The organism is Bradyrhizobium sp. SZCCT0148 (genome assembly GCF_018129985.1).
GTDB lineage: Bacteria > Pseudomonadota > Alphaproteobacteria > Rhizobiales > Xanthobacteraceae > Bradyrhizobium > Bradyrhizobium japonicum_H.
Genome location: NZ_JAFCKT010000026.1, coordinates 12,758 through 34,427 on the forward strand (window position 1 = coordinate 12,758; position 21,670 = coordinate 34,427).

General features: G+C 59.5%; 16 protein-coding genes and 2 pseudogenes. 8 read left to right on the forward strand and 10 right to left on the reverse strand.

The genetic code is table 11. The annotated features are described in order from the left end of the window. Window positions 1-14: 14 nt before the first annotated feature. Window positions 15-1,031, forward strand: coding sequence for a 1-aminocyclopropane-1-carboxylate deaminase (locus JQ580_RS32725; protein WP_212285348.1), 1,017 nt, complete (start codon window positions 15-17; stop codon window positions 1,029-1,031). A gap of 77 nt (window positions 1,032-1,108) precedes the next feature. On the opposite strand, the gene recQ is transcribed toward JQ580_RS32725, so the two are convergent. The 8 genes and pseudogenes from recQ to JQ580_RS32765 all read right to left on the reverse strand — a co-directional run bounded on the left by recQ (window position 1,109) and on the right by JQ580_RS32765 (window position 10,427). After that, entirely contained in the window at window positions 1,109-2,974 is a 1,866-nt protein-coding gene (recQ, locus tag JQ580_RS32730) for a DNA helicase RecQ (RefSeq protein WP_212285350.1), read from the reverse strand. Between the two features lie 240 nt (window positions 2,975-3,214). Continuing rightward, a complete protein-coding gene (locus tag JQ580_RS32735) occupies window positions 3,215-3,958 on the reverse strand; it encodes a polysaccharide deacetylase family protein (protein WP_212285352.1) in 744 nt (247 codons plus the stop codon). Window positions 3,959-4,039: 81 nt separating this feature from the next. Beyond that, entirely contained in the window at window positions 4,040-5,062 is a 1,023-nt protein-coding gene (gene metA / locus JQ580_RS32740; RefSeq protein WP_212285354.1) for a homoserine O-succinyltransferase MetA, read from the reverse strand. A gap of 12 nt (window positions 5,063-5,074) precedes the next feature. After that, window positions 5,075-6,376 (reverse strand): O-acetylhomoserine aminocarboxypropyltransferase/cysteine synthase family protein, encoded by a 1,302-nt coding sequence (locus tag JQ580_RS32745; protein WP_212285356.1) that lies wholly within the window; start codon window positions 6,374-6,376, stop codon window positions 5,075-5,077. Between the two features lie 374 nt (window positions 6,377-6,750). Beyond that, window positions 6,751-7,812, reverse strand: a pseudogene (locus tag JQ580_RS32750) (amidase); the annotation flags it as partial. 34 nt (window positions 7,813-7,846) lie between these two features. After that, window positions 7,847-8,608 (reverse strand): Crp/Fnr family transcriptional regulator, encoded by a 762-nt coding sequence (locus JQ580_RS32755; protein ID WP_212285358.1) that lies wholly within the window; start codon window positions 8,606-8,608, stop codon window positions 7,847-7,849. 180 nt (window positions 8,609-8,788) lie between these two features. Then, window positions 8,789-9,520 (reverse strand): PRC-barrel domain-containing protein, encoded by a 732-nt coding sequence (locus JQ580_RS32760; protein WP_212285360.1) that lies wholly within the window; start codon window positions 9,518-9,520, stop codon window positions 8,789-8,791. A 121-nt stretch (window positions 9,521-9,641) separates the two neighbouring features. Next, on the reverse strand, window positions 9,642-10,427 hold the full coding sequence (locus tag JQ580_RS32765) for a Crp/Fnr family transcriptional regulator (protein WP_212285362.1): 786 nt from the start codon (window positions 10,425-10,427) through the stop codon (window positions 9,642-9,644). A 143-nt stretch (window positions 10,428-10,570) separates the two neighbouring features. Here JQ580_RS32765 and JQ580_RS32770 point away from each other — a divergent pair, with 143 nt between their 5' ends. The 6 genes and pseudogenes from JQ580_RS32770 to JQ580_RS34040 form a co-directional block, all read left to right on the forward strand. Continuing rightward, window positions 10,571-10,954, forward strand: coding sequence for a response regulator (locus JQ580_RS32770; protein ID WP_212285364.1), 384 nt, complete (start codon window positions 10,571-10,573; stop codon window positions 10,952-10,954). 165 nt (window positions 10,955-11,119) lie between these two features. Continuing rightward, window positions 11,120-12,298, forward strand: coding sequence for a sensor histidine kinase (locus JQ580_RS32775; RefSeq protein WP_212285366.1), 1,179 nt, complete (start codon window positions 11,120-11,122; stop codon window positions 12,296-12,298). Window positions 12,299-13,818: 1,520 nt separating this feature from the next. Continuing rightward, complete coding sequence (locus JQ580_RS32780; RefSeq protein WP_212285368.1) at window positions 13,819-14,073, forward strand: hypothetical protein; 255 nt, start codon at window positions 13,819-13,821, stop codon at window positions 14,071-14,073. 9 nt (window positions 14,074-14,082) lie between these two features. Next, window positions 14,083-15,219 (forward strand): sensor histidine kinase, encoded by a 1,137-nt coding sequence (locus JQ580_RS32785; RefSeq protein ID WP_212285369.1) that lies wholly within the window; start codon window positions 14,083-14,085, stop codon window positions 15,217-15,219. 111 nt (window positions 15,220-15,330) lie between these two features. Continuing rightward, window positions 15,331-16,008 carry a Crp/Fnr family transcriptional regulator gene (locus JQ580_RS32790; protein ID WP_212285370.1) on the forward strand — a complete coding sequence of 226 codons (678 nt, stop codon included), beginning with the start codon at window positions 15,331-15,333 and terminating at the stop codon, window positions 16,006-16,008. 99 nt (window positions 16,009-16,107) lie between these two features. Continuing rightward, window positions 16,108-16,290, forward strand: a pseudogene (locus tag JQ580_RS34040) (tyrosine-type recombinase/integrase); the annotation flags it as partial. A 759-nt stretch (window positions 16,291-17,049) separates the two neighbouring features. Here JQ580_RS34040 and JQ580_RS32795 read toward each other — a convergent pair. Both JQ580_RS32795 and JQ580_RS32800 read right to left on the reverse strand, forming a co-directional pair. Next, on the reverse strand, window positions 17,050-17,262 hold the full coding sequence (locus tag JQ580_RS32795; RefSeq protein WP_212285371.1) for a hypothetical protein: 213 nt from the start codon (window positions 17,260-17,262) through the stop codon (window positions 17,050-17,052). A gap of 1,277 nt (window positions 17,263-18,539) precedes the next feature. After that, window positions 18,540-19,841 (reverse strand): Nramp family divalent metal transporter, encoded by a 1,302-nt coding sequence (locus tag JQ580_RS32800; RefSeq protein WP_249134610.1) that lies wholly within the window; start codon window positions 19,839-19,841, stop codon window positions 18,540-18,542. A 144-nt stretch (window positions 19,842-19,985) separates the two neighbouring features. On the opposite strand from JQ580_RS32800, the gene JQ580_RS32805 reads away from it, so the two are divergent. Continuing rightward, the gene (locus JQ580_RS32805) at window positions 19,986-21,368 is read left to right on the forward strand and encodes a carbohydrate porin (protein ID WP_212285372.1); all 1,383 of its coding nucleotides are present in this window, start codon (window positions 19,986-19,988) and stop codon (window positions 21,366-21,368) included. The last annotated feature ends 302 nt before the right edge of the window (window positions 21,369-21,670 follow it).

Sequence of the window (21,670 nt, forward strand, 5' to 3'; positions counted from 1 at the left end):
AATCGGGATGACCCATGAAGCTCGACCAATTTCCCCGCTACCCTCTGACCTTCGGCCCGACGCCGATCGAGAAGCTGGACCGGCTGTCAAAGCATCTCGGCGGCAACGTCGAAATCTATGCCAAGCGCGAGGACTGCAATTCCGGCCTCGCCTATGGCGGCAACAAGCTGCGCAAGCTCGAATACATCATCCCCGATGCGATCGCCTCGAACGCCGACACGCTGGTCTCGATCGGTGGCGTGCAGTCCAACCATACCCGCATGATCGCGGCGGTCGCCGCCAAGATCGGCATGAAGTGCCGCCTGGTGCAGGAAGCCTGGGTGCCGCATGAGGACGCAGTTTATGACCGTGTCGGCAACATTATGCTCTCGCGGATCATGGGCGCCGACGTGCGCCTGGTCGATGACGGCTTCGACATCGGCATCCGCAAGAGCTGGGAGCAGGCGATCGACGAAGTGAAGGCTGCGGGCGGCAAGCCCTACCCGATTCCCGCCGGCGCCTCGGTGCACAAGTTCGGCGGCCTCGGCTATGTCGGCTTCGCCGAAGAGGTGCGCAAGCAGGAGGCCGAGCTCGGCTTCAAGTTCGACTACATCATCGTCTGCACCGTCACCGGCTCGACCCATGCCGGCATGCTGGTCGGCTTCGCCGCCGACGGCCGCGCCCGCAAGGTGATCGGCATCGATGCGTCCTTCACGCCGGCGCAGACGAAATCGCAGGTACTCGAGATCGCGCAGAACACGGCCAAGCTGGTCGAACTCGGCAAGGAGCTCGTCGCCGACGATGTCGTGCTGATCGAGGACTACGCCTATCCCGCCTACGGCGTGCCGTCGGAAGAGACCAAGGAAGCGATCCGCCTCACTGCGCGCCTCGAAGGCATGATCACCGACCCCGTCTACGAGGGCAAGTCGATGCAGGGCCTGATCGATCTCGCGCAGAAAGGCTATTTCGAGAAGGGTGCGAAGATCCTGTACGCCCATCTTGGCGGTGCGCCCGCGCTGAACGGATATGCGTACGCTTTCCGGAACGGGTGAATCACACCATCACTGTCGTCCCGGGGCGCGACGAAGTCGCGAGCTCCGGGATGACATGTGGAGAGATCGGAGCGCGGCTACCGCGTCCTGACGATCTGCAGCAGTTCGTCGCCGTAATGCTCGAGCTTCTTGTCGCCGATACCAGGCACGTTGCGGAGTTCGTCGAGGGTCGTCGGCCAGGCCCGGACGATGCCGTCGATGGTGGCATCGTGCAGCACTACATAGGCCGGCACACCGCGCTCGCGCGCAATCTCCGAGCGCCAGGACCGCAGCCGCGCGCGCAGTTCGGGATCGACATCGCCTTGCGGCGCGTTCGGCGCCGGCGCGAGATCGCCGCGGCGGGATTTGCCGCGGCTCGCGCGAATGCGCGTGCCGGGTGCTTCCTCGCGCAGCCACACTTCGGTTTCGCCGCGCAGTACGCCGCGCGCGGTCTCGGTCAGCTTCAGCGCGCCAAAGGATTCGCTGTCGCTCTGCAAATGACCCATCGCCACCAATTGCCGCAGCACGGTGCGCCACTGCTTTTCGTTGAGCTCCCGGCCAATGCCGAACACCGACAATTTGTCGTGACCGAACTGGGCGACCTTTTCGGTCAGGCGTCCGATCAGCACGTCGATCAGGTGCATCGCTCCGAATCGCTGCCCGGTGCGATAGACGCAGGACAACAGCTTCTGCGCCGGCACCTTGCCGTCACGCATCTTCGGTGGCGTCAGGCAATTGTCGCAATTGCCGCAATTCTCCGTGGTCACCGCCTCACCGAAATAGGCGAGCAGCCGGCGGCGCCGACACTGCGCGGTCTCGGCAAGGCCGACCAGCGCATCGAGCTTGCCGATCGAGACCCGCTTGAATTCGTCGGAGGCGCTGGATTCGTCGATCATGCGGCGCTGCTGCACGATGTCGGAGAGGCCGTAGGCCATCCAGGCCGCCGACGGCTTGCCGTCGCGGCCGGCGCGCCCCGTCTCCTGGTAATAGGCCTCGATGCTCTTGGGCAGGTCGAGATGGGCGACGAAGCGCACGTCGGGCTTGTCGATGCCCATGCCGAACGCGACGGTCGCGACGATGACGATGCCGTCCTCGTTGAGAAAGCGATCCTGGTTGCGCGAGCGCACCTGGCTGTCGAGCCCGGCGTGGTAGGGCAGCGCGGCAATGCCGGCCTCGTCGAGCGCGGCGGCGACCTCCTCGACCCGGTTGCGGGACAGACAATAGACCACGCCGGCATCGCCCGCATGCCGCTCCCGGATGAAGTCCTTCAGCTGCGACACAGCACTGCGCTTGTCGACGATCTCGTAGCGGATGTTGGGCCGATCGAAGCTGGAGACGAACTGCGGCGAGTCCGCGAGCTGAAGGCGCTCCACGATCTCCTGGCGGGTCAACTCGTCGGCGGTCGCGGTCAGCGCGATGCGCGGCACATCGGGGAAACGCTCGGCGATGATGGAGAGGCCGACATATTCGGGGCGGAAATCATGGCCCCATTGCGAGACGCAATGCGCCTCGTCGATCGCGAACAGCGCCACCTTGGCCTGCGCCAGCAGCGACAGGCAGCGCGGCGTCACCAGGCGTTCCGGCGCGACATAGAGCAGATCGAGATCGCCCGCGAGCAGGCGCCGCTCGATGTCCGAGGCTTCCTGAAACGTCAGCGACGAGTTCAACGCGGCGGCATTGACGCCGGCTTCGAGCAGGCCCGCGACCTGGTCGCGCATCAAGGCGATCAACGGCGACACCACGATGCCGCAGCCTTCGCGCAGCAGTGACGGGAGCTGGTAGCACAGCGACTTGCCGCCGCCGGTCGGCATCAGCACCAGGCAATTGCCGCCGTCCGTGACGTGCCGGATGATCTCGCCCTGCGAACCGCGAAAACCCGGCAGGCCGAACACCGAATGCAGCACCGACAGCGCGTCGCGGCCGTTGGCCGGCGCAGGTCGCGGGACAATGGAGGGGGCGGACATGTGAAGGCTGGAACCAGGGCGGTGAGATTTGTCACAAGGCCAGTCGCATGACCATGCGGCCGTGGCAAGGCTGTTTGCTGCGCAGAGCGTGACCTTCCCCTCCCCCTTTGGGGGTGCTCGCCGGGGAGTGGCGAGACGGGTGAAGGGGCTGCCACCGCGAATTGGGATTGCTTTGCGGACGCACCCCCTGATCCGGCGCTTCGCGCCACCTGTCCCGCAAGGGGAGAAGGAAAGAAAAAGCTACGCCCCGATTCGCCGCAGCGCTTCTGAGACCGTGACGATCGGCATGCCACGTCGCTGGGCCGCTTCCAGCGCGTGACGCATCAGGTCCGGCGTGCAGCCATAGGGGCTCGGCGCGTTCGCGACATCGTGGCCATAGAAGATGAGCCATCCGCCGCTCGCCACCGCCTGGTCGAAATAGCGATCGACGCCGGCCGTGTCGATCTCGCAATCGACCAGCGGCGACGCACGCAGGAACTGGAGGTCGATGACGTCGCTGTTGACGCCGGGAAGGATGCCGCGCGCCGAGCGGAAGACCTTGGCGAGCTGCGGCTTGCGCCAGACCGAGGCGATCCCGTAGGGATAGGCGAAGTTCTCGAGATTGATCGACGAATCGATACTGCGAAAATAAGCGCGGTTCCGCTCGATCTCGCACGCCATCGCAGACTCGTCGAGATTGGCCGAGCTCTGGTGCGAGAAGGTGTGGCAGGCGATCTCGTGACCGGTGCGGTGAAGCCGCACGATGGCGTCATCCGACAGGCCGTGCCAATGGTCCGACGGCTGATCGATCAGGCTGCCGGCGAGATAGAACGTGCCTCGGCCGCCATGTTCTTCCAGAAGCGCGGCGCCCTCTCCTGCAGCGCTGTCCGGGGCATCATCGAATGTGAAGCTTACCATCGGCATATGCGCGGGCAGCCGGTGCGGCGCGGCACGGAGATGCCGGGCCAGCCGATTGCTCACGCGTCCCTGGAGTGCCGACCACACGACTGCATTTCCCGTGATTGACGTATGTCCGTACTGAAACATTCGCGCGCCGGTTGAGGCAAGCTTAACGCCTGAGTAATCCTAACGCGGAACCAACACCTTCGGCTGATGTGCAAGGACTGGCGCTTCGACATCCATACTGAGGTACTGCAACCAATTGCGGAAAAGCACCGCCGCCGCGCTGCCGGCATCGATGTCGGCGCGCAAATTCAGCGCGGGCAGCTCGTTGGTGAGCGCCGGGTGGCGCTGGTGAACCGCCTTCTTCTCGAAGCGAGCCAATTTGTCTTCCGTCGCTGCGTCAAAATAGCTCACGGGCAGCCGCGGATAGGTCTCGCGCTCCCGCGCAAGGTAGCGGCCGATGTCGCGAAGATATTCGCGCTGGAGCGACAGCGCGTCGTATTCCGGATGTCCCTGGAAGAACACGAAGCGGCTGGCATATTGGCGAACGAAAACGTCGACACCGGCTTCAGCGGAGCGGGTCAGCACCTGATAGCCGGCCTGCGCGAGGTCCCTCTCCGCAAGTTCGTTCAGGCGCGAATGCGACACTTTCAAAGGCGCCGGCGCGGCAAGCGTCAGGGCATCGCTCGTCACGGCGTCGCAATCGAAGATGCCGTGGCATTTGGCCGGCAGCCGCCGCCGTGCGATGCCGTCGAGGTGCAATACCGCTGCATGCGCGGCAAGACACGACCAGATCGTCGAGCGCGTATTGGCCTTGGCCCAGTCGATGAGTTCGGTCAGGTCGCGCCAATACGGCTCCTGGTCGAGCTCGGGCGCAACCGGCTCGGCGCCCGTCACGATCAGCCCATCGAACTTCTGGCGCTTCAGGTCGGAAAGGTCGGAATATTCGCTCTCGACGTGCCACTTCGCTTCCGGTGAGCGCTTCACGCTGGGAAGCGAAAAGCAGTGGAGGCGGATGCGGCGCGGGCCGGCCGCAGCCTGAAGCAGCTTCAAGAACTGCCGCTCGGTCGCCTTCAGCGCCGGATCCGGCATGTTGTTGACGAGCCCGATCGTGAGTTCGCCGGCGTGATCGCGCGCGATATCGCGTTCGGCCGGCACCAGCGCCGGGCTTGAGATGACTTGATCCCTGTCGATCAGGATCGTCATGGGCGCCGCCGCCTACTCCGCGGCCTCGAGGCGCGCTGACCGGCAGGCCTTGTCCAGCGCCTGGTCAATGTCCTCGATGATGTCGGAGACGTGCTCGATGCCGATCGACAACCGGATCGTTTCCGGCAGGACGCCGGCAACCCGTTGTTGCTCTGGCGACATCTGGCGGTGGGTGGTCGAGGCCGGATGGCAGGCCAGCGACTTGGCATCGCCGATGTTGACGAGGCGCGTGATCAGCTTCAGCGCGTCATAGAAGGACTTGCCCGCCTCCATCCCGCCCTTGATGCCGAAGGTGAACAGCGAGGAGGCGTTGCCGTCCAGATACTTCTGGACCAGCGGATAATACGGGCTGTCGGGGAAGCCGGTGTAATTGACCCAGGCGACGCGCGGATCCGTGCGGAGGAATTCGGCGACCTTGCGGGCGTTCTCGACATGGCGCTCCATGCGCAGGGCCACGGTCTCGATGCCCTGCAACAGCAGGAACGCGTTGAACGGCGACAGCACCGAGCCCATGGTGCGCTGGTAGACGCTGCGCGCCCGTTCGATATAGGCGGTCTTGCCGAAGCGCTCGGCATAGACGAGGCCGTGATAGGAGGCATCCGGCTTGTTGTACGCCGGGAAGCGGTCGGCGTATTTCGCCCAAGGGAAGTTTCCTGAATCGACGATGGCGCCGCCGAGCGTGGTGCCGTGACCGCCCAGAAACTTGGTCAGCGAGTGCACGGCGATATCGGCGCCGTAGTCGAACGGCTTGAGCAGAATCGGTGTTGCGACGGTGTTGTCGACGATCAGCGGCACGCCATGCGCATGCGCGATCTTCGCGAGCGCCTCGATGTCGCAGACATTGCCGGCGGGATTGCCGATGGTCTCCGCGAATACCGCGCGGGTGTTCTCGTCGATCAGCTTCTCGACCGCCTCCGGCTTGTCGCTCTCGGCGAAGCGGCCGGTGATGCCTTGCCGCGGCAGGATGTGCGAAAGCAGTGTGTGCGTGGTGCCGTAGAGCTGCGGCACTGAAACGATGTTGCCGCCGTGATCGGCGACGTTGACGAAGGCGAAATGCAGCGCCGCCTGACCGGTCGCGACCGCGAGTGCGCCGACGCCGCCTTCGAGCTGGGCGATACGCTTCTCCAGCACCGCGCTGGTCGGATTGGCGATGCGGCTGTAGCGAAAGCCTTCGGTCTCGAGATTGAAGAGCGCCGCGCCGTGATCGGCGCTGTCGAAGGCGTAGGCCGCGGTCTGGTAGATTGGCACGGCGACCGCGTGCGTGGTGGCTTCGGGCTCGTAGCCGGCGTGAATAGCGATCGTCTCGTTGCGCATCGTGCCACCTCCGCGTGGTGCGGGCCGCACTTATTGGCCTAGAATGAGGCATGTGCGTTGTCCGCCGCCCCCGTGTTAGAGGCGGGTGGTAAAGCGGACAATAATTCGCATAGAGATCGAGGAAGTAACCCTAACACTTGCCGGCGAATTGGCCGGGATTCGGGTTAAAGCGCATTAATGAATCGTGGCGCCGACATTTCCACGGCGTCATGGCCGGGGTTGTCCTGGCCATCCACGACTTATCCCGCGGACAGGACAACGCGGATGCCCGGGACAAGCCCGGGCATGACGACCTCTGCAGGACACTCAAAATGCGATGCCCCTGCCCAGCAGAGATAGGTGAGGTCGCCAACGAGTTGGCAGCTGGCCAAGGCTCAGGTCATGATCTCCCACAGCCGATGCGCGAGCACGCCGGCGCGCTTCTCGATCGCGGCCGCCGCATCGAGCGCGAGGTCCTCGCGATAGCGTCCGGCAATAAGCTGCACGCCGATCGGCTTGCCGTCGTGCAGCGCCACCGGTACCACCGCGCCGGGCAGGCCCAGCACGTTGATGGCGGAGATGAAGCGGATCTCGCCCCAGAAAATTTCCTGCACGCGCTCGGCGCTGACGGTGTCGTCGCGCGGCCCCGGCGTCGGCTTCACCGTGGTCGGCGCCAGCACCACCGGATACTCCTCGAAGAACAATTGCCAGGCGCGAATGTGACCGTTGCGCGCGGCGGTCGCGCGCATCCAGGCGGGAAGGTCGAGCACGTTCGCCTTGGCCTTCATGCCGCCCCACGCTTTGTGAAAGTCCTCCGAGGTGACCTTCAGCATGCCGGCTTCCTGCATCACCATGGTCTCGTTGGTGATGATGTCGCACCAGGTCTGCCAGACGCCGTTGATGTCAGGCACCTCGACCTCGCTGACGCGATAGCCGGAACGTTCGAGATGGTCCGCGGCCTGGCGCAGCGCCGCGGTGACGGAGGGATCGACGTCCATGTCCTCCGGGATCTTGGCAAGCGCCACTTTGATCGGTCCCTTCGGCCTCTCGCCGACCAGCGGCGCCGGCACCCACCAGGGATCGCGCGGATCGCGCCGGCTCATCACCTCGAGTGCAAGGCGAACGTCCGCGACGTGACGAGCGAGCGGCCCTTGCGCCGACATCAGATGCGCCAGCATCGGCCGCTCGGCGGTGGCGCTCTCGTTGAACGCGGGGATGCGCCCCTGCGTCGGCTTGATGGTGGCAACGCCGTTGCAGTGCGCCGGCCAGCGCAGCGAACCGCCGATGTCGTTGCCATGGGCGATGCTGCCGATGCCGGCGGCGACCGCCGAGCCTGCGCCGCCCGAAGAGCCGCCGCAGGTGATGTCGGGATCCCAGGGATTGAGCGTCAGTCCGTGCAGGGGATTGTCGGTAAAGCCGCGAAAGGAGAATTCCGGCGTGTTGGTGAGCCCGATGACGTAGCGGAGCCCCATCAACCTCACTCTTATCTTTTCAGCTTTTGTTATGAGGTACTGCAGTGGGGGGCGGCGAGAGGAATGCGTCAAAGCGCTCTTTCACGATCGCGTAACATTCGCACGACGCCATCTCCAATCCCCGCCGGTCCAGCACCTGCATCGCTCCGCGGCGATAGCTGATGAGCCCCGCGGTTTGCATCGATTGCGCGGCAAGGGTCACGGATTTCCGGTTCGCACCCAGAATGTGAGAGAGAAATTCGTGGGTGTAAGGAAGAGCTTCACCCCCGGCCCTGTCGTGCATCATCAGAAGCCAGCGACACATCCGCTCTTCCGTCGAATGCATCGCATTGCACGCGACCGTCTGCTGAACCTGAGATAACAGCGTTTCCGAGAAACTCACAAATAGATTGCGCACGTGGTCACTGTTTTCAAATTCGTACTGTAATAGTTGAATAGGACAGCGAACCATATGTCCCTCAAGCTGCACGATGCATCGATTGAAACTAACGCGGCTATACATGGCGGCAAGTAGTCCAAAGGCTCCCTCGCGGCCGATATTCGCCGTTTCGATTGCCGCGCCATTCTCCAGCACAGTCAGGAGCGACAGGACGGCCCCCTGAGGAAAATAGGCGTGCTGGAGCTGGCCTCCTGCATCGCAGACCATATCACCAAGCTTGAGCGAGAGAGGCTCCAGATGCGGATCTATTCGCTTGCGACTAGCAGGCTCTAATGCACCCAGAAGTCGATTGCTCCGCCGATCACGGTCTTTTTGCGGCTTGCCCTTAGCTTTTTGTTCCACTCTGCCTCCTTGCGTGGCCCAAACAAGGGGCGGCGATCGAAACGTCCATTATTGCAGATGCTTGAAGATCAGTTTGGGCAAAAGCGCCCAACTGCCAGAGATGTATGATTGTTCGGATTTCGACGAATGGCCGCAATCCGAGATCCTGGGGTGAGAGCCAAGGCCATTTCCCCCCGGGGCTTACCGCGCTTGAAAGAGAGCGTCATTGTGATTGCGCCACTTCTGATCTGATAGCCACTTATAATCCTGATCGGGCATGAGAGGTACGGCTTTCATGATTTCTTTGGAAATCGGAAGAAAGAAACTCGACCGATCCTGCGTCACTTTCAGCGATCTTATCGGTACGACAATGCTGTCCTTACCCGTCGTAAAGAACCCGCCGGAAGCAACAACCGCGTAATCTCGTCCGTCTTTCATTCCGAAGACAATATTCCTGACCTCGCCCACGATCCTGTCGTCGGAACTGCGAACCTCTGCTCCGATCATCTCATCGGTCCTCAAACCCGGTGCTAGTTCGTTTATCTTCAGAAGGGGCTTGGCGCCCCTTTTATCGCGACTACCACGAATCGCCCCCCGTTTGATGATTGGTTCGCTCGCCGCGATTTGCTTATCAGCCTCCTCCTCGTCGTTGTCCCCTAACGTCCCCATAGGTGGCCCCGCGATCAGTTCCCGGATGTTTCCGAGAAGACGCTGACAGTCCTCATGACGACCATAGGATCGGAGCGTGAGTGCGGCATCCCGCAAGGTACGCAGATCCCGAACGGCCTGACTGTTAGCAGGCCCCCGCAGTCGTGTATTTTGCTGAATGGCTTCTTCCAGCTTCGCGTCGGCGATCTCACATTCTGCCCGAGCTTGTGTGGTTCCAACCACTCCAAGAATGACTACCGCCACTAACGCTCCAAATTTCATCATGACCTATCCTGGTATGCGACCGCGGCTGACCCCGCATCGACCCGCCGTAGGGCTGTCGTCATAAGCCTCATCGCAATCTACAAATACAATGGATCCCGCGGCCTGCTGAACCGGAATGTTTTTAATCACAGCAGGAGCCTCGATCGCTGCCAGCGCTGCTTTGCAACGGCCGGTTGCCCGATACCAAGTCAGGTCTACCGAGAAATGCGTCGAAACGCTTTTGTACGATGGCGTAGCATTCACACGACGCATCCTCCAACGCAGCTCGATCTAGCACCTGCATCGTTCCGCGATGATACTCAATGAGCCCCGCGTTCTGCATCGATTGAGCGGCCAGCGTCACGGACTTTCGATTGGCGCCCAGAATGTGCGAAAGAAATTCATGCGTGTATGGCAGCACTTCGCCGTCTGCGCGGTCGTGCATCATGAGCAACCAACGGCAAATGCGCTCCTCAACGGTGTGCATCGCGTTGCAAGCAACAGTCTGTTGAATTTGAGAGAGTAACGTTTCCGAGAAACTCACAAATAGATTGCGGACATCGTTGTTGCGCTCAAACTCCTCCTGCAGCACCTTGATCGGACATCGGACCATATGCCCTGCAAGTTGCACGATGCAGCGATTGAACGATGTGCGACTGTACATGGCTGAAAACAGCCCAAACGCACCTTCGCGTCCAATATTTGCCGTCTCGATGGCGGAACCACTCTCCAGCACCGTCAGTAGCGACAATACTGCTCCCATCGGGAAGTAAGCATGATCGAGTTTGCCTCCGGCGTCGCAGACCATCGCACCCAATTTGAGATCGACGGGTTCCAAGTACCGGGCAATTCGAGCTCGGCTTTTCGCTGTCAAAGCGACAAGAAGCTGATTGTCTCGGGTGTCACTATCTGTCTGCGGAGTGCTCATGGAGGCGAACTAACCCGATGCTCATTGGCCCGGCAAGCCGTGACGGTTGAAAGTATCGCAAAATTTTTCATGCTGCTTTGTGGTCTACGCCACCGACAATCGTGAGGTTTTGGTTTAGACAGCCGCGGCTAATGGAGGTTCGAATGCGTATAGATGTTCCCCGCCGAGGGATTGTCCTTGTTGTGGAGGATGAGGTTCTTGTGCGAATGCTCACCGTTGGTACCGTAGAAGATGCCGGATACGAAGTCATCGAAGCGCGGCATGCCGACGAGGCTGTCGCAATCTTGGAAGCGCGGTCGGATATTGCGCTAGTCGTAACCGACGTGGATATGCCGGGAAGCATGGATGGACTGAAGCTGGCTCACGCCGTCCGCAATCGATGGCCGCCGATCAAGCTAGTCGTCGTGTCAGGTAAGTCAAACTTGACGGAAGCCGACCTCCCTTCAGACACGCGATTCTTTGCCAAGCCGTATTCTGTCGGCGCACTTGTCTCAGCGCTCTCCTCGCTATTGGCGCACGAACAATAGACGTTTCACCGCTGCATCAATATGTTTGCTCAGCCGTCTTTAGCTATCGAGCGTATCGGATGACTATTGCTCGCGAGAGCTAGGACCAAGCACTCGCATTTGATGCAGCGCTAACTTCAATTCGGCGACTTCCAGCATCTCTTTTAACCAGAGAGCCTTCCCATAATGTCTACCAGCTCATCTGTGGTCTTGATTGTCGAAGACGAACTGATTTTGCGGATGCGCGCCGTGGATATCGTTGAGGACGCAGGGTTCGTCGCGCTCGAAGCCGTTGACGCTGACCAGGCCATGTTGCTGTTGGAGACGCGGACCGACATTGAGCTGCTGCTTACAGACATACAGATGCCAGGCACCATGGACGGCATAAAGCTGGCGTTTGCGGTGCATGAGCGATGGCCCTCGATCAAGATCATCCTGGTATCGGGCCAGAGCAGACTGGCCAACAGCAAAAAACCGACAGACAGTAGATTCATCGGCAAGCCGCTCGACGTGAAGACCATGATCCACGCGCTACAGGACATGATGGGAAAGGGCTCGCTCGAGATCGTTCCGCCGCAAATAAGGGATTTGACTCCGGTTGTTTCAAAATTGATTTCAGCGCGACCAGGGCAACAGGATGCCATGCAGTCAGCTCTCACCGCAGAGAACGACAGCCTTCGACTGCTGCTTGATCAGGCAAGCATCAACGCTGAGAAGCTCCTGATCCAAGTCGGACTTCAAGAGCAAGAACGTGCAACCGGCGACCAATTGCAGAAATTGATCGTGGAGGAACTGCATCACCGTATTAAGAATACTTTAGCAACCGTCGGCGCTATCGCTTCACAAAGCCTTCGGACAGCAGAGTCGATAGAGCATGGGCAGCGAGCTATCGAGGGTCGTCTCATCGCATTGGGTCGCGCCCATGATCTCCTCATAAAGTCACGCTGGGCGAGCGCAAGCTTGTCTGACACCATTAGTGCGGCGATACAGCCATTTGACAGCGACACCCCCGGTCGGGTGACAATGGTGGGCCCGGATATCAGCATCACCTCCGGGGCGGTCATCGCAATCTCGATGACGTTGAATGAGCTTTGTACCAATGCAACTAAATACGGCGCACTGTCGGTGGCTTCTGGTCGCATACGGGTCTCGTGGCAGAAGGACGACATTGGCAAGCGACTTGACCTCATATGGAGTGAACAGCACGGGCCAACAGTCGCAACGCCAACGCGTCGCAGCTTTGGAACACGGCTCATGAGTTCACTAGGGCAGCAACTACGAGGGGAAGTTCAGCTCAATTACGACGTAACCGGATTTACATATCGCCTGAGCGCGCCGCTTGCTGCGCTTACTTCACCCGCTTAGCTAAGGAGAAAGGCTCGGAGCATTCCGGGGCTGGCGTCCGTATTTGAGCTCGGGACCTTTGAGACCCCGAGGGAGGTCGAGCAAGCTGACGTGGTCTGCCTGCTTATTCTGCGTAGCGCAACTTTTGCGAGCGCTCCGGTCGTCAGCAACTTAAAGTCCGACGCCTCCAGAAGCGCATTACAGTCGGCGACCGTCGCCCCGCCAAGGCGAGGCCGAAGCTGCTGCGGCTCGGATGGTCGACGGGCCAAGAGGGCCCTTGCGCCGGTCCAGTGGCACAACGGGGCTCCCTACCTCAACCGGCAGATGGCGAAGGATGCGCTATCCCTTCACCGAAAACAGCAAGTTCCCGCCGGGAAGTCTCTGCCCGTGCGGATCATGAGAACTGACCGCCGCCTTATAAGGCACGCCAGATCTGCGACGATTTTTTCTCCGGTGAGCAGAATTGACCATCTCTGCGGTGCTGGAGATGAAAGACTGCAGCGTGCCGCTTTCCCAAATGGAGAAGCACGATGCAGCGACGCCGCTTTAAACAGCAATTAACGCTTCAGGATAGACTCTTTGCATGGTCTGATGAGGTCCACAGGCAGGCCAGCAAGCTGCGCCCCGGCCCGGAGCGCGAAGCCCTTGTCAGGAAGGCTCGGCAAGCGGATATTGCAATGCAGTGCTCCGACTGGGCTGGATCGACCAAATCTTCAGATACCAGAGTGACAGTACGACATCAGGCCGCGGCGCCGCACGGTCTTCACCGAGTGGCCGAGACGTCGTCAAGCGCGGAATCTTCCGGTCGGCAAGACCAGAAACAACCTTCGTCAGGTCGCGACGCTCCTCGAGGGACTTAACACTCGAGGTAACTCCTCGATCGAGACTATGCGGCGACCGGGCCACCCCATCGAAATGAGGAATGCAGTATGCCGACATGCGATCGTTCTACATGAGGCATGTCGCTGACCGGCTCTGGCTGAATACGACCCCTTGATGAGTAGGCTCATGTCGTCCCGACGACTTAAAGGTGCTAATGACGAAACCCGATACTCGTGGAGTCAGCTTGTTCAGCTTCGCAAGCAAATGCTGCGGTTCGCCAGATCGATTCCGCCCGGCGCTGATCGGAACGAGCGGCGGCAGATCGCCCGGTCCTTGCATAATCTACTTCACAATAGTGACCGTCATTCCGTAAGACTTAACATACGACTGGTCGCTTCGACTGACTTGGACACGCGGGTCGACACTCTGTAGGGGCGCGTCCCTGAGACAGTCTTTCCTCGAATAACCTTGCCGACAGCGACCGCGTATGACCAAGCGGCGCTCTGCAATTTCAGACATCCGTCGGACGGCTTTGCACCCGTCGTCACCCGATGCGCCTCGGATCAGGTGAAAGCGCCGCTCCATCGGCGCGCTGCCCGGGAACGAACAGCCCCGTGAGGGGCTTGGTCCAGCGCTTTGGCGCGCCCAGGTGGATCCCATCCGGGGTCTAAACTGGAACCGCTTTTGCGCGTTATTGGGTGAAGCACAGGATAGAATTCATGGATCGTAAGCTTCGCCGGGACGATATCGAGGCCAAACGCCCTGATGGCTTAGCGAGCGTGATTCTGGGCAAGCTTCAGCTCTTTACCGAAAGCACAGTCACGGCGGTTCTGCCTTTGCCCGTCCATCCGACATTTCGTAATCTGGGGCGGCCGCTTTGCCTGAGGACGATCGTTTTCGCGGCGAACATGGTGGGTGCCTTCTTCGTCGCCTTGCTGATGGCAAACGTTCCTGCACATCACGCGGACCGATAGAAAGTATTCATGCGCTTATCCCATTTCATTCGCGAGCATCACGCACCCATCATTGCCGAATGGGAAACATTCGCCGAGACGCTCGCGCCAGCCTCAGAAGCGAGCAGTCCGCTTTCGCTTCGCAATCACATCCAATATATCCTGCAATTCGTTGCTGATGATATTGACAGTCCCCAGACAGACGCCGAGCAGGTCACCAAATCGCATGGTGAAAAGGCCAAAACGTCGCCCGACAGCGTCGCCGAGGTTCACGCCGCATTACGACAAGCCGGCGGCTTTAACATGGATCAAATGGTTTCCGAATATCGCGCATTGCGTGCGAGCGTCGTAAAATTGTGGAGGGCACAGGCAACAGAGACAGCGGAACAAGACATCACCGATTTGACCCGGTTCAACGAGGCCATCGACCAAGAACTGACGGAATCAATCAGTTACTACTCTTCGAAAGTCGAGCGTTCCCGCAACCTCTTTCTTGGCATCATTGGTCACGATCTTCGCAATCCGATAGGTGCCATGACTATGGCAGCAGAATTGATCGGGCGGATTGGCTCACTCAGCGAGCGTCAGGGGATGTTAGTATCCCAGATTTCCTTGAGCGCAACCCGTGCAACAGAGATATTGGATCAACTGCTCGACGTCACACGCGTTCGACTGGGATCTGGTTTGCGAGTGATCAGGGAGCAAATGGACATGTCTTTTGTTGCAAGGCGGCTGGTTGACGAAATGCGCGCTGCGCATCCGGAGCGCACGTTTACCGTTGACGTATCAGGCAATACTGAAGGGATATGGGACAGGCCCAGAATTGGTCAGGTCTTCTCAAATTTGCTTGGCAACGCTGTGCAGTACGGGTTTAAGGACCTTCCCATCGGGGTGTCCGTAAAGGGTGAAGACGCTCATGTTGCCGTCTCGGTGCACAATGAAGGGGTTCCGATTCCCCCTAGCGCGATAGCTGGAATTTTCGACGCACTGGTGCGAAGCGGTGACGGGGACAACACACACCTCTCGTCGAACAATTTAGGGCTCGGACTATATATCACAAAAGAGATCGTTAGCGCTCATGGGGGAACGATTAAAGTTAAGTCGTCAGAGCAGTTCGGTACAACCTTTATTGCGAGCTTTCCCCGCGCGCAAGCGTCGATCGTGTGAGTTTGCCATTAGCGCTTTGCCCAGCCCGCCCCTGTTCTGGGGTCGTTTCGTCTGTCATCGCTTCCGGAAAATGGCTACGATAGGCCGCCCTTACTAGGACCCATGCCCGACATGCCGGACAAAAGCATTGATATCTTCGATCCCAAGGAATTTCTTGCCAAGGTCGGCGAAGGAAAAGCCATACTTGAATTTCGTAAGGGTGAGATCGTCTTCATGCAAGGAGATGCGGCCGACACAATTTTTTATATTCAAAAGGGGCGCGTCAAAGTCGTTGTCGTTTCTGAGCAAGGAAAGGAAGCGATAGTCGGCATCGTAGGACCCGGCCAGTTTTTTGGGGAGGGTTGCATGAACGGCCATTCGCTGCGCATCGCGACGACGACTGCGATGGAAGAGTGTCTGATCACTTCGATTACGAAGGCATCCATGCTGGCGGCTCTTCACAAAGAGCCAAAGTTTTCTGAGTTGTTCATCGCCTATTTGCTGACCCGCAATAGCCGCATCGAAGAGGATTTGATTGATCAGCTTTTCAACTCCAGCGAAAAACGCTTGGCGCGGCTTCTGCTGCTCCTAGCGAATTTTGGCAAGGAAGGAAGCCCTCAACCGATAACTCCGAATATCAGCCAAGAGACTTTGGCTGAAATGATTGGCACTACTCGGTCGCGCGTCAGCTTCTTCATGAACAAGTTTCGTAAGCTCGGCTTCATCAGCTACAACGGAAAAATTGAGGTCAATAGCTCTTTGTTGACCGCAATCTTGTACGACAAACCCGAGATAAAGCGCGAACTTTGACTGGCAGATGGCGGCCTTACCGTCAGCAGTTTTGCGTTCTCGGTCTCGCGGGGCGATATACTGTGTCTGACCTGCCACTGAGTATTCATCCGGTGGCGGTTAGAGTCTCCACTTTTCGGGACGCATTCCCTTCGCCGGACCAAGGCAACCTTGATCTATCGACGAACCAACAATCTGCGAGCCCTACAGCTTCTTCTTGGGCATACGAAGATCGAGAGCACCGCGCGATATCTCGGCATCGAGGTCGACGACAGGCTCGCGATAGCAGAACAGGTCGACGTCCGACTCTGGGGGGCAGAGCAGACACGTTCTGCGCTGGCCCTCTCAGACGGCTCAGGGCCACAAACGGACACTTTGCGAACAATCTCCCCGTTCGTGTTTGCTTGTAGGCGTTGGACCATCAAAGAGAGGTCAACCCCATACTTAGTCGGACTGATTGAGGTGGCGTGTTCTGTTAGAATCAGCCGATGTCATCACCCGGAAATTGCAAGGAAAAGCCTCAGCCGAGGTGCTCTCGGTGTGGTTCCTTTCTTGATCTCGTCCAGCAAATGCTTGATCCTGCGACTGGCCGTAGCGTGCGCTTGTTCCTGTGCAAATGTGGGGAGCGTGTTTGGGACGACTAGGCAATCGGGTCCCTCAGTAGCGGTGGTTCGCTTCTCTATAGGACTTTGGAACAAAGCTTCGAGAGCGCCACCGTTCACTCCTCAGGTGCAAGTCGGCTACCTGATCAGCTGTATGGCCACGTGGACGATGTATCCGGCTGCAAATGTGATCCAGATGAACACTCCAATGAGCACCCAGTCCGTTTTATTCTTCATTGCTGGATCGCCTTTCGTTGGGCAATCAAAACTGCGTCGATTCAAGTCTCCGCTCTTTCTCAGCCAAACGGACCTTTGGGGTTCCGTCTATTCCACTTAAGCAGAGAGCCCTTTAATTAGGGCGGCTCCCTGAGTAGGCAGCTCGTCCGCTGACCTTAAGGGTGTGGGGCCAATCTCAGTGGCAGCGACGGCCTGTGCGTTCACCGAACTCTGGGCGCGAAATTCAATGAGCCTTGTTGCCCGCAGGGATCGTTACGATCTCTTTAAGATCCTCATCCCGGATCGTGACAGTGCGGCCGGTCTTGGCCGCAATCAACCTCGCCAATTCGATCGCGTGTGTTTCACTCAACGGATCGTCCGCGCAGTCGAGATAGTACCCGTCGAATTGTTCTGAGCGATCGAACGATAAGGTCTCGTCGTGAAGACGCTTCGCCATATGAGGCTCCCACTAAAGCAGGGGAGCGCTGAAGCGTCTCTCAGCCATCGACGCCTGCAATAGGCCTTGGTCGACGGTGCCCAATTAACGCAGCCGGCCAAACCAGGTTCAAACGTTTTGTGCGGTTCCAGCCAGCCCTCAAAGTCACGTCGGTTGGCGCAATTCTTCGCTATTCGCCCATGCTTGATAGTCTGGCACCTGCAATGGGTCGATTTCGTCGCACTTGATACAACGAAATTTGCGACCGCCTGTCTTAACGATCACGAAGTGCATCGGTTTGCCGCATTGAGGGCAGATCGGACGAGGGGAGTTTTCGGACATGGGACTCACGCTGACTGAGGGCGCGAGTCTTCCGCTCACAGTCATCGGACAAGTTGGTGAGCCGATGATGAAGCCAAGCTAGACAACGATGATGACGGCTGCATCAGAAAAGAGCGGCGCTACGTATTGGTACGGAGCTGCCCGATCGCTTCAATGGCTTCCGACTACCTTCAGTCTTGCCCGATTTCAAATTACGTCAGTTTCGCTGCCTCAAAGACCATCACTCCCCATGCAGCAGGCCTTTCGGAAATAAAGGAAGCCCCGGCGTCGCTTGCATCGCACCGGGGCCCCCATTCCAGCTCTGGCGATCCCACGCGCGGCGTAGGGATCGACGCTTAGACAAGCCGGGGAAATGAGCGTCAACGATTCGCTTAGACCGGGGCGAAGAGGATGTTCAACAAATGAACTGGCGGAGGGAGAGAAACTGAGTTCGAACATTCTCAATCGATCAAACGTGATCGTATGGAAAAAATCATTAGTCTGCAATAACTTAAGTCTTGGCGGCGAGAGACACTAACCGCCAAACGCGGGTAGGCCGAGGGTCCATCGGCGCGAATTACGCGCGTCGATTCCGTGTTCGTCCGCCTCTGGCGCTGAGCCGACGCGCGGCGCCCCGATGGTCAGCTTTTTGACCCGTAGCATCTCGACCCAGAGCGCGGCGATGTCGGCTTCCGAGATATCACCCGACCAAGGGCATGCTGGCTGCCGAGGGCAGCCTTTGACCCGAAGCCGACCATAAACTATTGTTTTTTGGCCCATCTGCGAAGTAGCGCCGAGTCTGGCGAATGTTCGCTCATCGCGACGGAGCAGACCGCATTTGCTCAACGTGAGTTCTCGCGTTTTGACCCGTAGCGGACGTTTTAAGAAGCAGGAGAGGCAGCGTTGCGATGTGGCTCCCGCGCCGTCGAGCAATCTCCATCACCCTTAGCGCTGCTATGCGTGGCCGAGCTGATCACCTAAGCCAGCATCAGAGACGCACCCATGCCGACAATGCAAAGCCCCATTGCAATCGTTGCGAGCCATCCCAGCCAATAGACCGGGCCGCGGACGATCAGGTCTCCCATCACCGATTTGCGGCGAACCAGCAGCATCATGATGATCATGACCGGCGCGGCCAGCACGCCGTTGATGACGGCGCTCCAGTATAGGGCCTTGATCGGATCGAGGCCGGTGAAATTGATTGCGATCCCAAGGCCGACGGACACCGCGAGCACGCCGTAAAAAGCGATCGCCTCCTTCGGCTTGCGTGAGAGACCGACCGGCCATTTGCGGCCCTCCCCGATCGCATACGCCGTCGAGCCCGCCAGAACCGGAATTGCGAGCAGACCCGTTCCGACGATGCCGAGCGCAAAGATCAGTTCGGCGAACGCTCCGGCGACCGGCTTGAGGGCTTCGGCCGCCTGGGACGAGGATTCGATATCGGTCTTTCCAGCGCTGTGCAGCGTGGCCGCGGTCGTCATGATGATTGCGATCGCGATGATATTCGAGACGGCCATTCCGACCAGGGTGTCGATGCGGATGCGCTTCGTCTCTTGTTCGGCCTTCTCGGGCTCGTGCTTGAGCGGCTTCTTGTCTGGGTCGATCCGTTGCTCCTCGGCTTCTTGAGACGATTGCCAGACGAACAGATACGGCGAGATCGTCGTGCCTAGGATTGCCACCAGCGTGGTCAGGAAGGCGGCACTCCATTGTGCCCTGGGAATCAAAAGTCCCATCAGCGCCTCGCTCCACGGGACCTTCGCCACGAACAGCGCGATGACGTAGGCGAACAGAACCAGCGTCAGCCATTTCAGGATCGCGACGTAGCGCTCGTACTTAAAAAAGATCTGCGCGATGACCGACACGCTCCCGAAGACCACGACGTAGAGCGCTCCGGGGCCTCCGATCAGGAGCTTCAGCGCGTCTCCCATCGCCCCTAAGTCCGCGGCGATGTTGATCGTGTTGGCGACGAAGAGGAGCAGGATCAGCGACCAGATCACCGGCGCCGGATAGTTGCGGCAGACGTTGCCGGCGACGCCGTGCCCGGTCACACGCCCGATCCGCCCCGCGATTTCCTGGATCGCCGCCATGAGGGGATAGGTGACCAGCATCGTCCATCCCACCCCGAAGCCGAGCTGGGCGCCTGCCTGGCTGTAAGTGCCGATGCCTGATGGGTCGTCGTCCGAGGCCCCGGTGATCAGGCCCGGTCCGAGGCGTTGGAGGAAATTATCCGGCTTTCGCTTTTCTGTATGTTCTTTGTCGTCACTCTGTCTGTTGGCCAACTGATCCTCCCGCCGGTCAGTGACTACTAATATGACGGTTCCAGGTTCCAAGTGCACCTGCTGTTGCGTGCTGTTTTACACACAACCGGATGTGGTTGCGGCTCTACCCGAAAGCTGCAACATGGTGCGGGACGTAGGTGCGGCATGCGCGGATTGGCAATTGCAATTGTTCTGATTGTCTTCTGCGCCGCAGCAGCCGCGCAAGAAGACAAGAAGACCGACGACCTCAAGCCGAACGACCCTGATACCGGGGAGAGTACGGTTCAGGAAACGACGCTCGGGCTGCTGCCGAATCCGTTCGACAAACATGGCGTCAAGTTTGCCGTCACCTACATTGGTGAAGTCCTCGGCAATCCGTCGGGCGGCGCGAAGCGCGGTTCGGTCTACGAGGACCGCATCAATTTCGCCGCCGATGCCGACTTGCAAAAGCTCCTCGGCCTCCAGGGCATGACCTTCCATGCCAATGTCTTCCGCATCGACGGCGGCGGACTATCGCGCGGCTCGCTCTTCAACTACCTCGACGTCAGCGGGATCGAGGCCTTGCCGTCGACCCGCCTCTACGAAATGTGGTTCGAGAAGAAGTGGAATGGCGACAAGATCGCCCTTCGGGCCGGGCAGCTTGCGGCCGACTCGGAGTTCGCGACCTCCAAATATACGGACGTGTTTACCAACGCCTCGCTTGGCTGGCCGGCGATCTTCGCGCTGAATATGCCAAGCGGAGGACCCTCTCCGCCCCTCGCCGCGCTGGGCGCGCGGTTTCGTGCCGACGTCACGGATCATCTGACGCTGCTCGGCGCTGTCTTCGACGGAAATTCAGCAGGCCCGGGCACCGACGATCCACAGCTTCGCAATCGTTACGGCCTGAACTTCCGGATCAACGATCCGCCGTTGACGCTTTACGAGGCCCAGTTTCAATGGAATGCCAAGAAAGGCGATCCGGGTCTGGACGGCAAGCTGAAGCTCGGAGGCTGGCGGCACTTCGGCAGCTTCAACGACACGCGATCGGACACGACCGGCCTGTCGCTCGCAAATCCCGCCAGTTCGGGAACGCCTGCCAGCGTCAATGGCGATTACGGCCTGTATGCCGTTTTCGAGCAAAAACTGTTTCGCGTCGGTCATGACGACGATCGGGGTATCGGCGTCTTCGCCCGGGCTTCCTACAGCCCCCCTGCACAAAATCTGATCGACTATTATGCCGACGGTGGCGTCGAGTTCATTGGTCTCGCCGACGCGCGCCCACATGACAAGTTCGGCATTTCAGTAGCGTACGCCCATGTGTCGCCGAACGTGCAGGCTCTCGATCGTGCCTTTCAGGCCATCTTCGGATCGAGTTGGCCGGCCCGGAATTCGGAGACCCTGTTTACGACGGTCTATCAGTATGAAGTTCGTTCGGGCATCACACTGCAGCCCAACTTTCAGTTTGTTCGCCATCCCGGCGGCGGGGCGAGCGATCCGCTGAGTGCCATGCGCGGCGTCCACCTCAAAGACGCATCCGTCCTCGGCCTGCGGACCGTCGTGAAGTTTTGAGGACACTGGATCGCTCCCCTTCGAGGTCTGTAATTGGCACATCGCTTCTGTTGACGCTACGCACCTACACGTCCGGTGATGGGAGCAGGCCCGAAGTTTGACGTTGAGCGCCAAACCGACGGGAATGATCCGCTACGGCATGAGACTGCTGACCATACTATGCATGACGCGAGCGAATTAGAAAGTTGGGCCTTGGGCCGGCCAAGTGCGTCCTACCGGCTACTCAATAACGGCTTTTGCACTGCCAGTTTGACCGGTTGCGAAGCCACCGTCTCATTAGAACCGGAAAACTCTGCTTGGGC

Coding starts and splice junctions, on each gene's coding strand:
- JQ580_RS32725 (WP_212285348.1), top strand. CDS start 15: ATGAAGCTCGACCAATTTCCCCGCTACCCTCTGACCTTCGGCCCGACG.
- recQ (WP_212285350.1), bottom strand. CDS start 2,974: ATGTCCGCCCCCTCCATTGTCCCGCGACCTGCGCCGGCCAACGGCCGC.
- metA (WP_212285354.1), bottom strand. CDS start 5,062: ATGACGATCCTGATCGACAGGGATCAAGTCATCTCAAGCCCGGCGCTG.
- JQ580_RS32745 (WP_212285356.1), bottom strand. CDS start 6,376: ATGCGCAACGAGACGATCGCTATTCACGCCGGCTACGAGCCCGAAGCC.
- JQ580_RS32760 (WP_212285360.1), bottom strand. CDS start 9,520: ATGATGAAATTTGGAGCGTTAGTGGCGGTAGTCATTCTTGGAGTGGTT.
- JQ580_RS32765 (WP_212285362.1), bottom strand. CDS start 10,427: ATGAGCACTCCGCAGACAGATAGTGACACCCGAGACAATCAGCTTCTT.
- JQ580_RS32770 (WP_212285364.1), top strand. CDS start 10,571: ATGCGTATAGATGTTCCCCGCCGAGGGATTGTCCTTGTTGTGGAGGAT.
- JQ580_RS32775 (WP_212285366.1), top strand. CDS start 11,120: ATGTCTACCAGCTCATCTGTGGTCTTGATTGTCGAAGACGAACTGATT.
- JQ580_RS32780 (WP_212285368.1), top strand. CDS start 13,819: ATGGATCGTAAGCTTCGCCGGGACGATATCGAGGCCAAACGCCCTGAT.
- JQ580_RS32785 (WP_212285369.1), top strand. CDS start 14,083: ATGCGCTTATCCCATTTCATTCGCGAGCATCACGCACCCATCATTGCC.
- JQ580_RS32790 (WP_212285370.1), top strand. CDS start 15,331: ATGCCGGACAAAAGCATTGATATCTTCGATCCCAAGGAATTTCTTGCC.
- JQ580_RS32795 (WP_212285371.1), bottom strand. CDS start 17,262: ATGGCGAAGCGTCTTCACGACGAGACCTTATCGTTCGATCGCTCAGAA.
- JQ580_RS32805 (WP_212285372.1), top strand. CDS start 19,986: ATGCGCGGATTGGCAATTGCAATTGTTCTGATTGTCTTCTGCGCCGCA.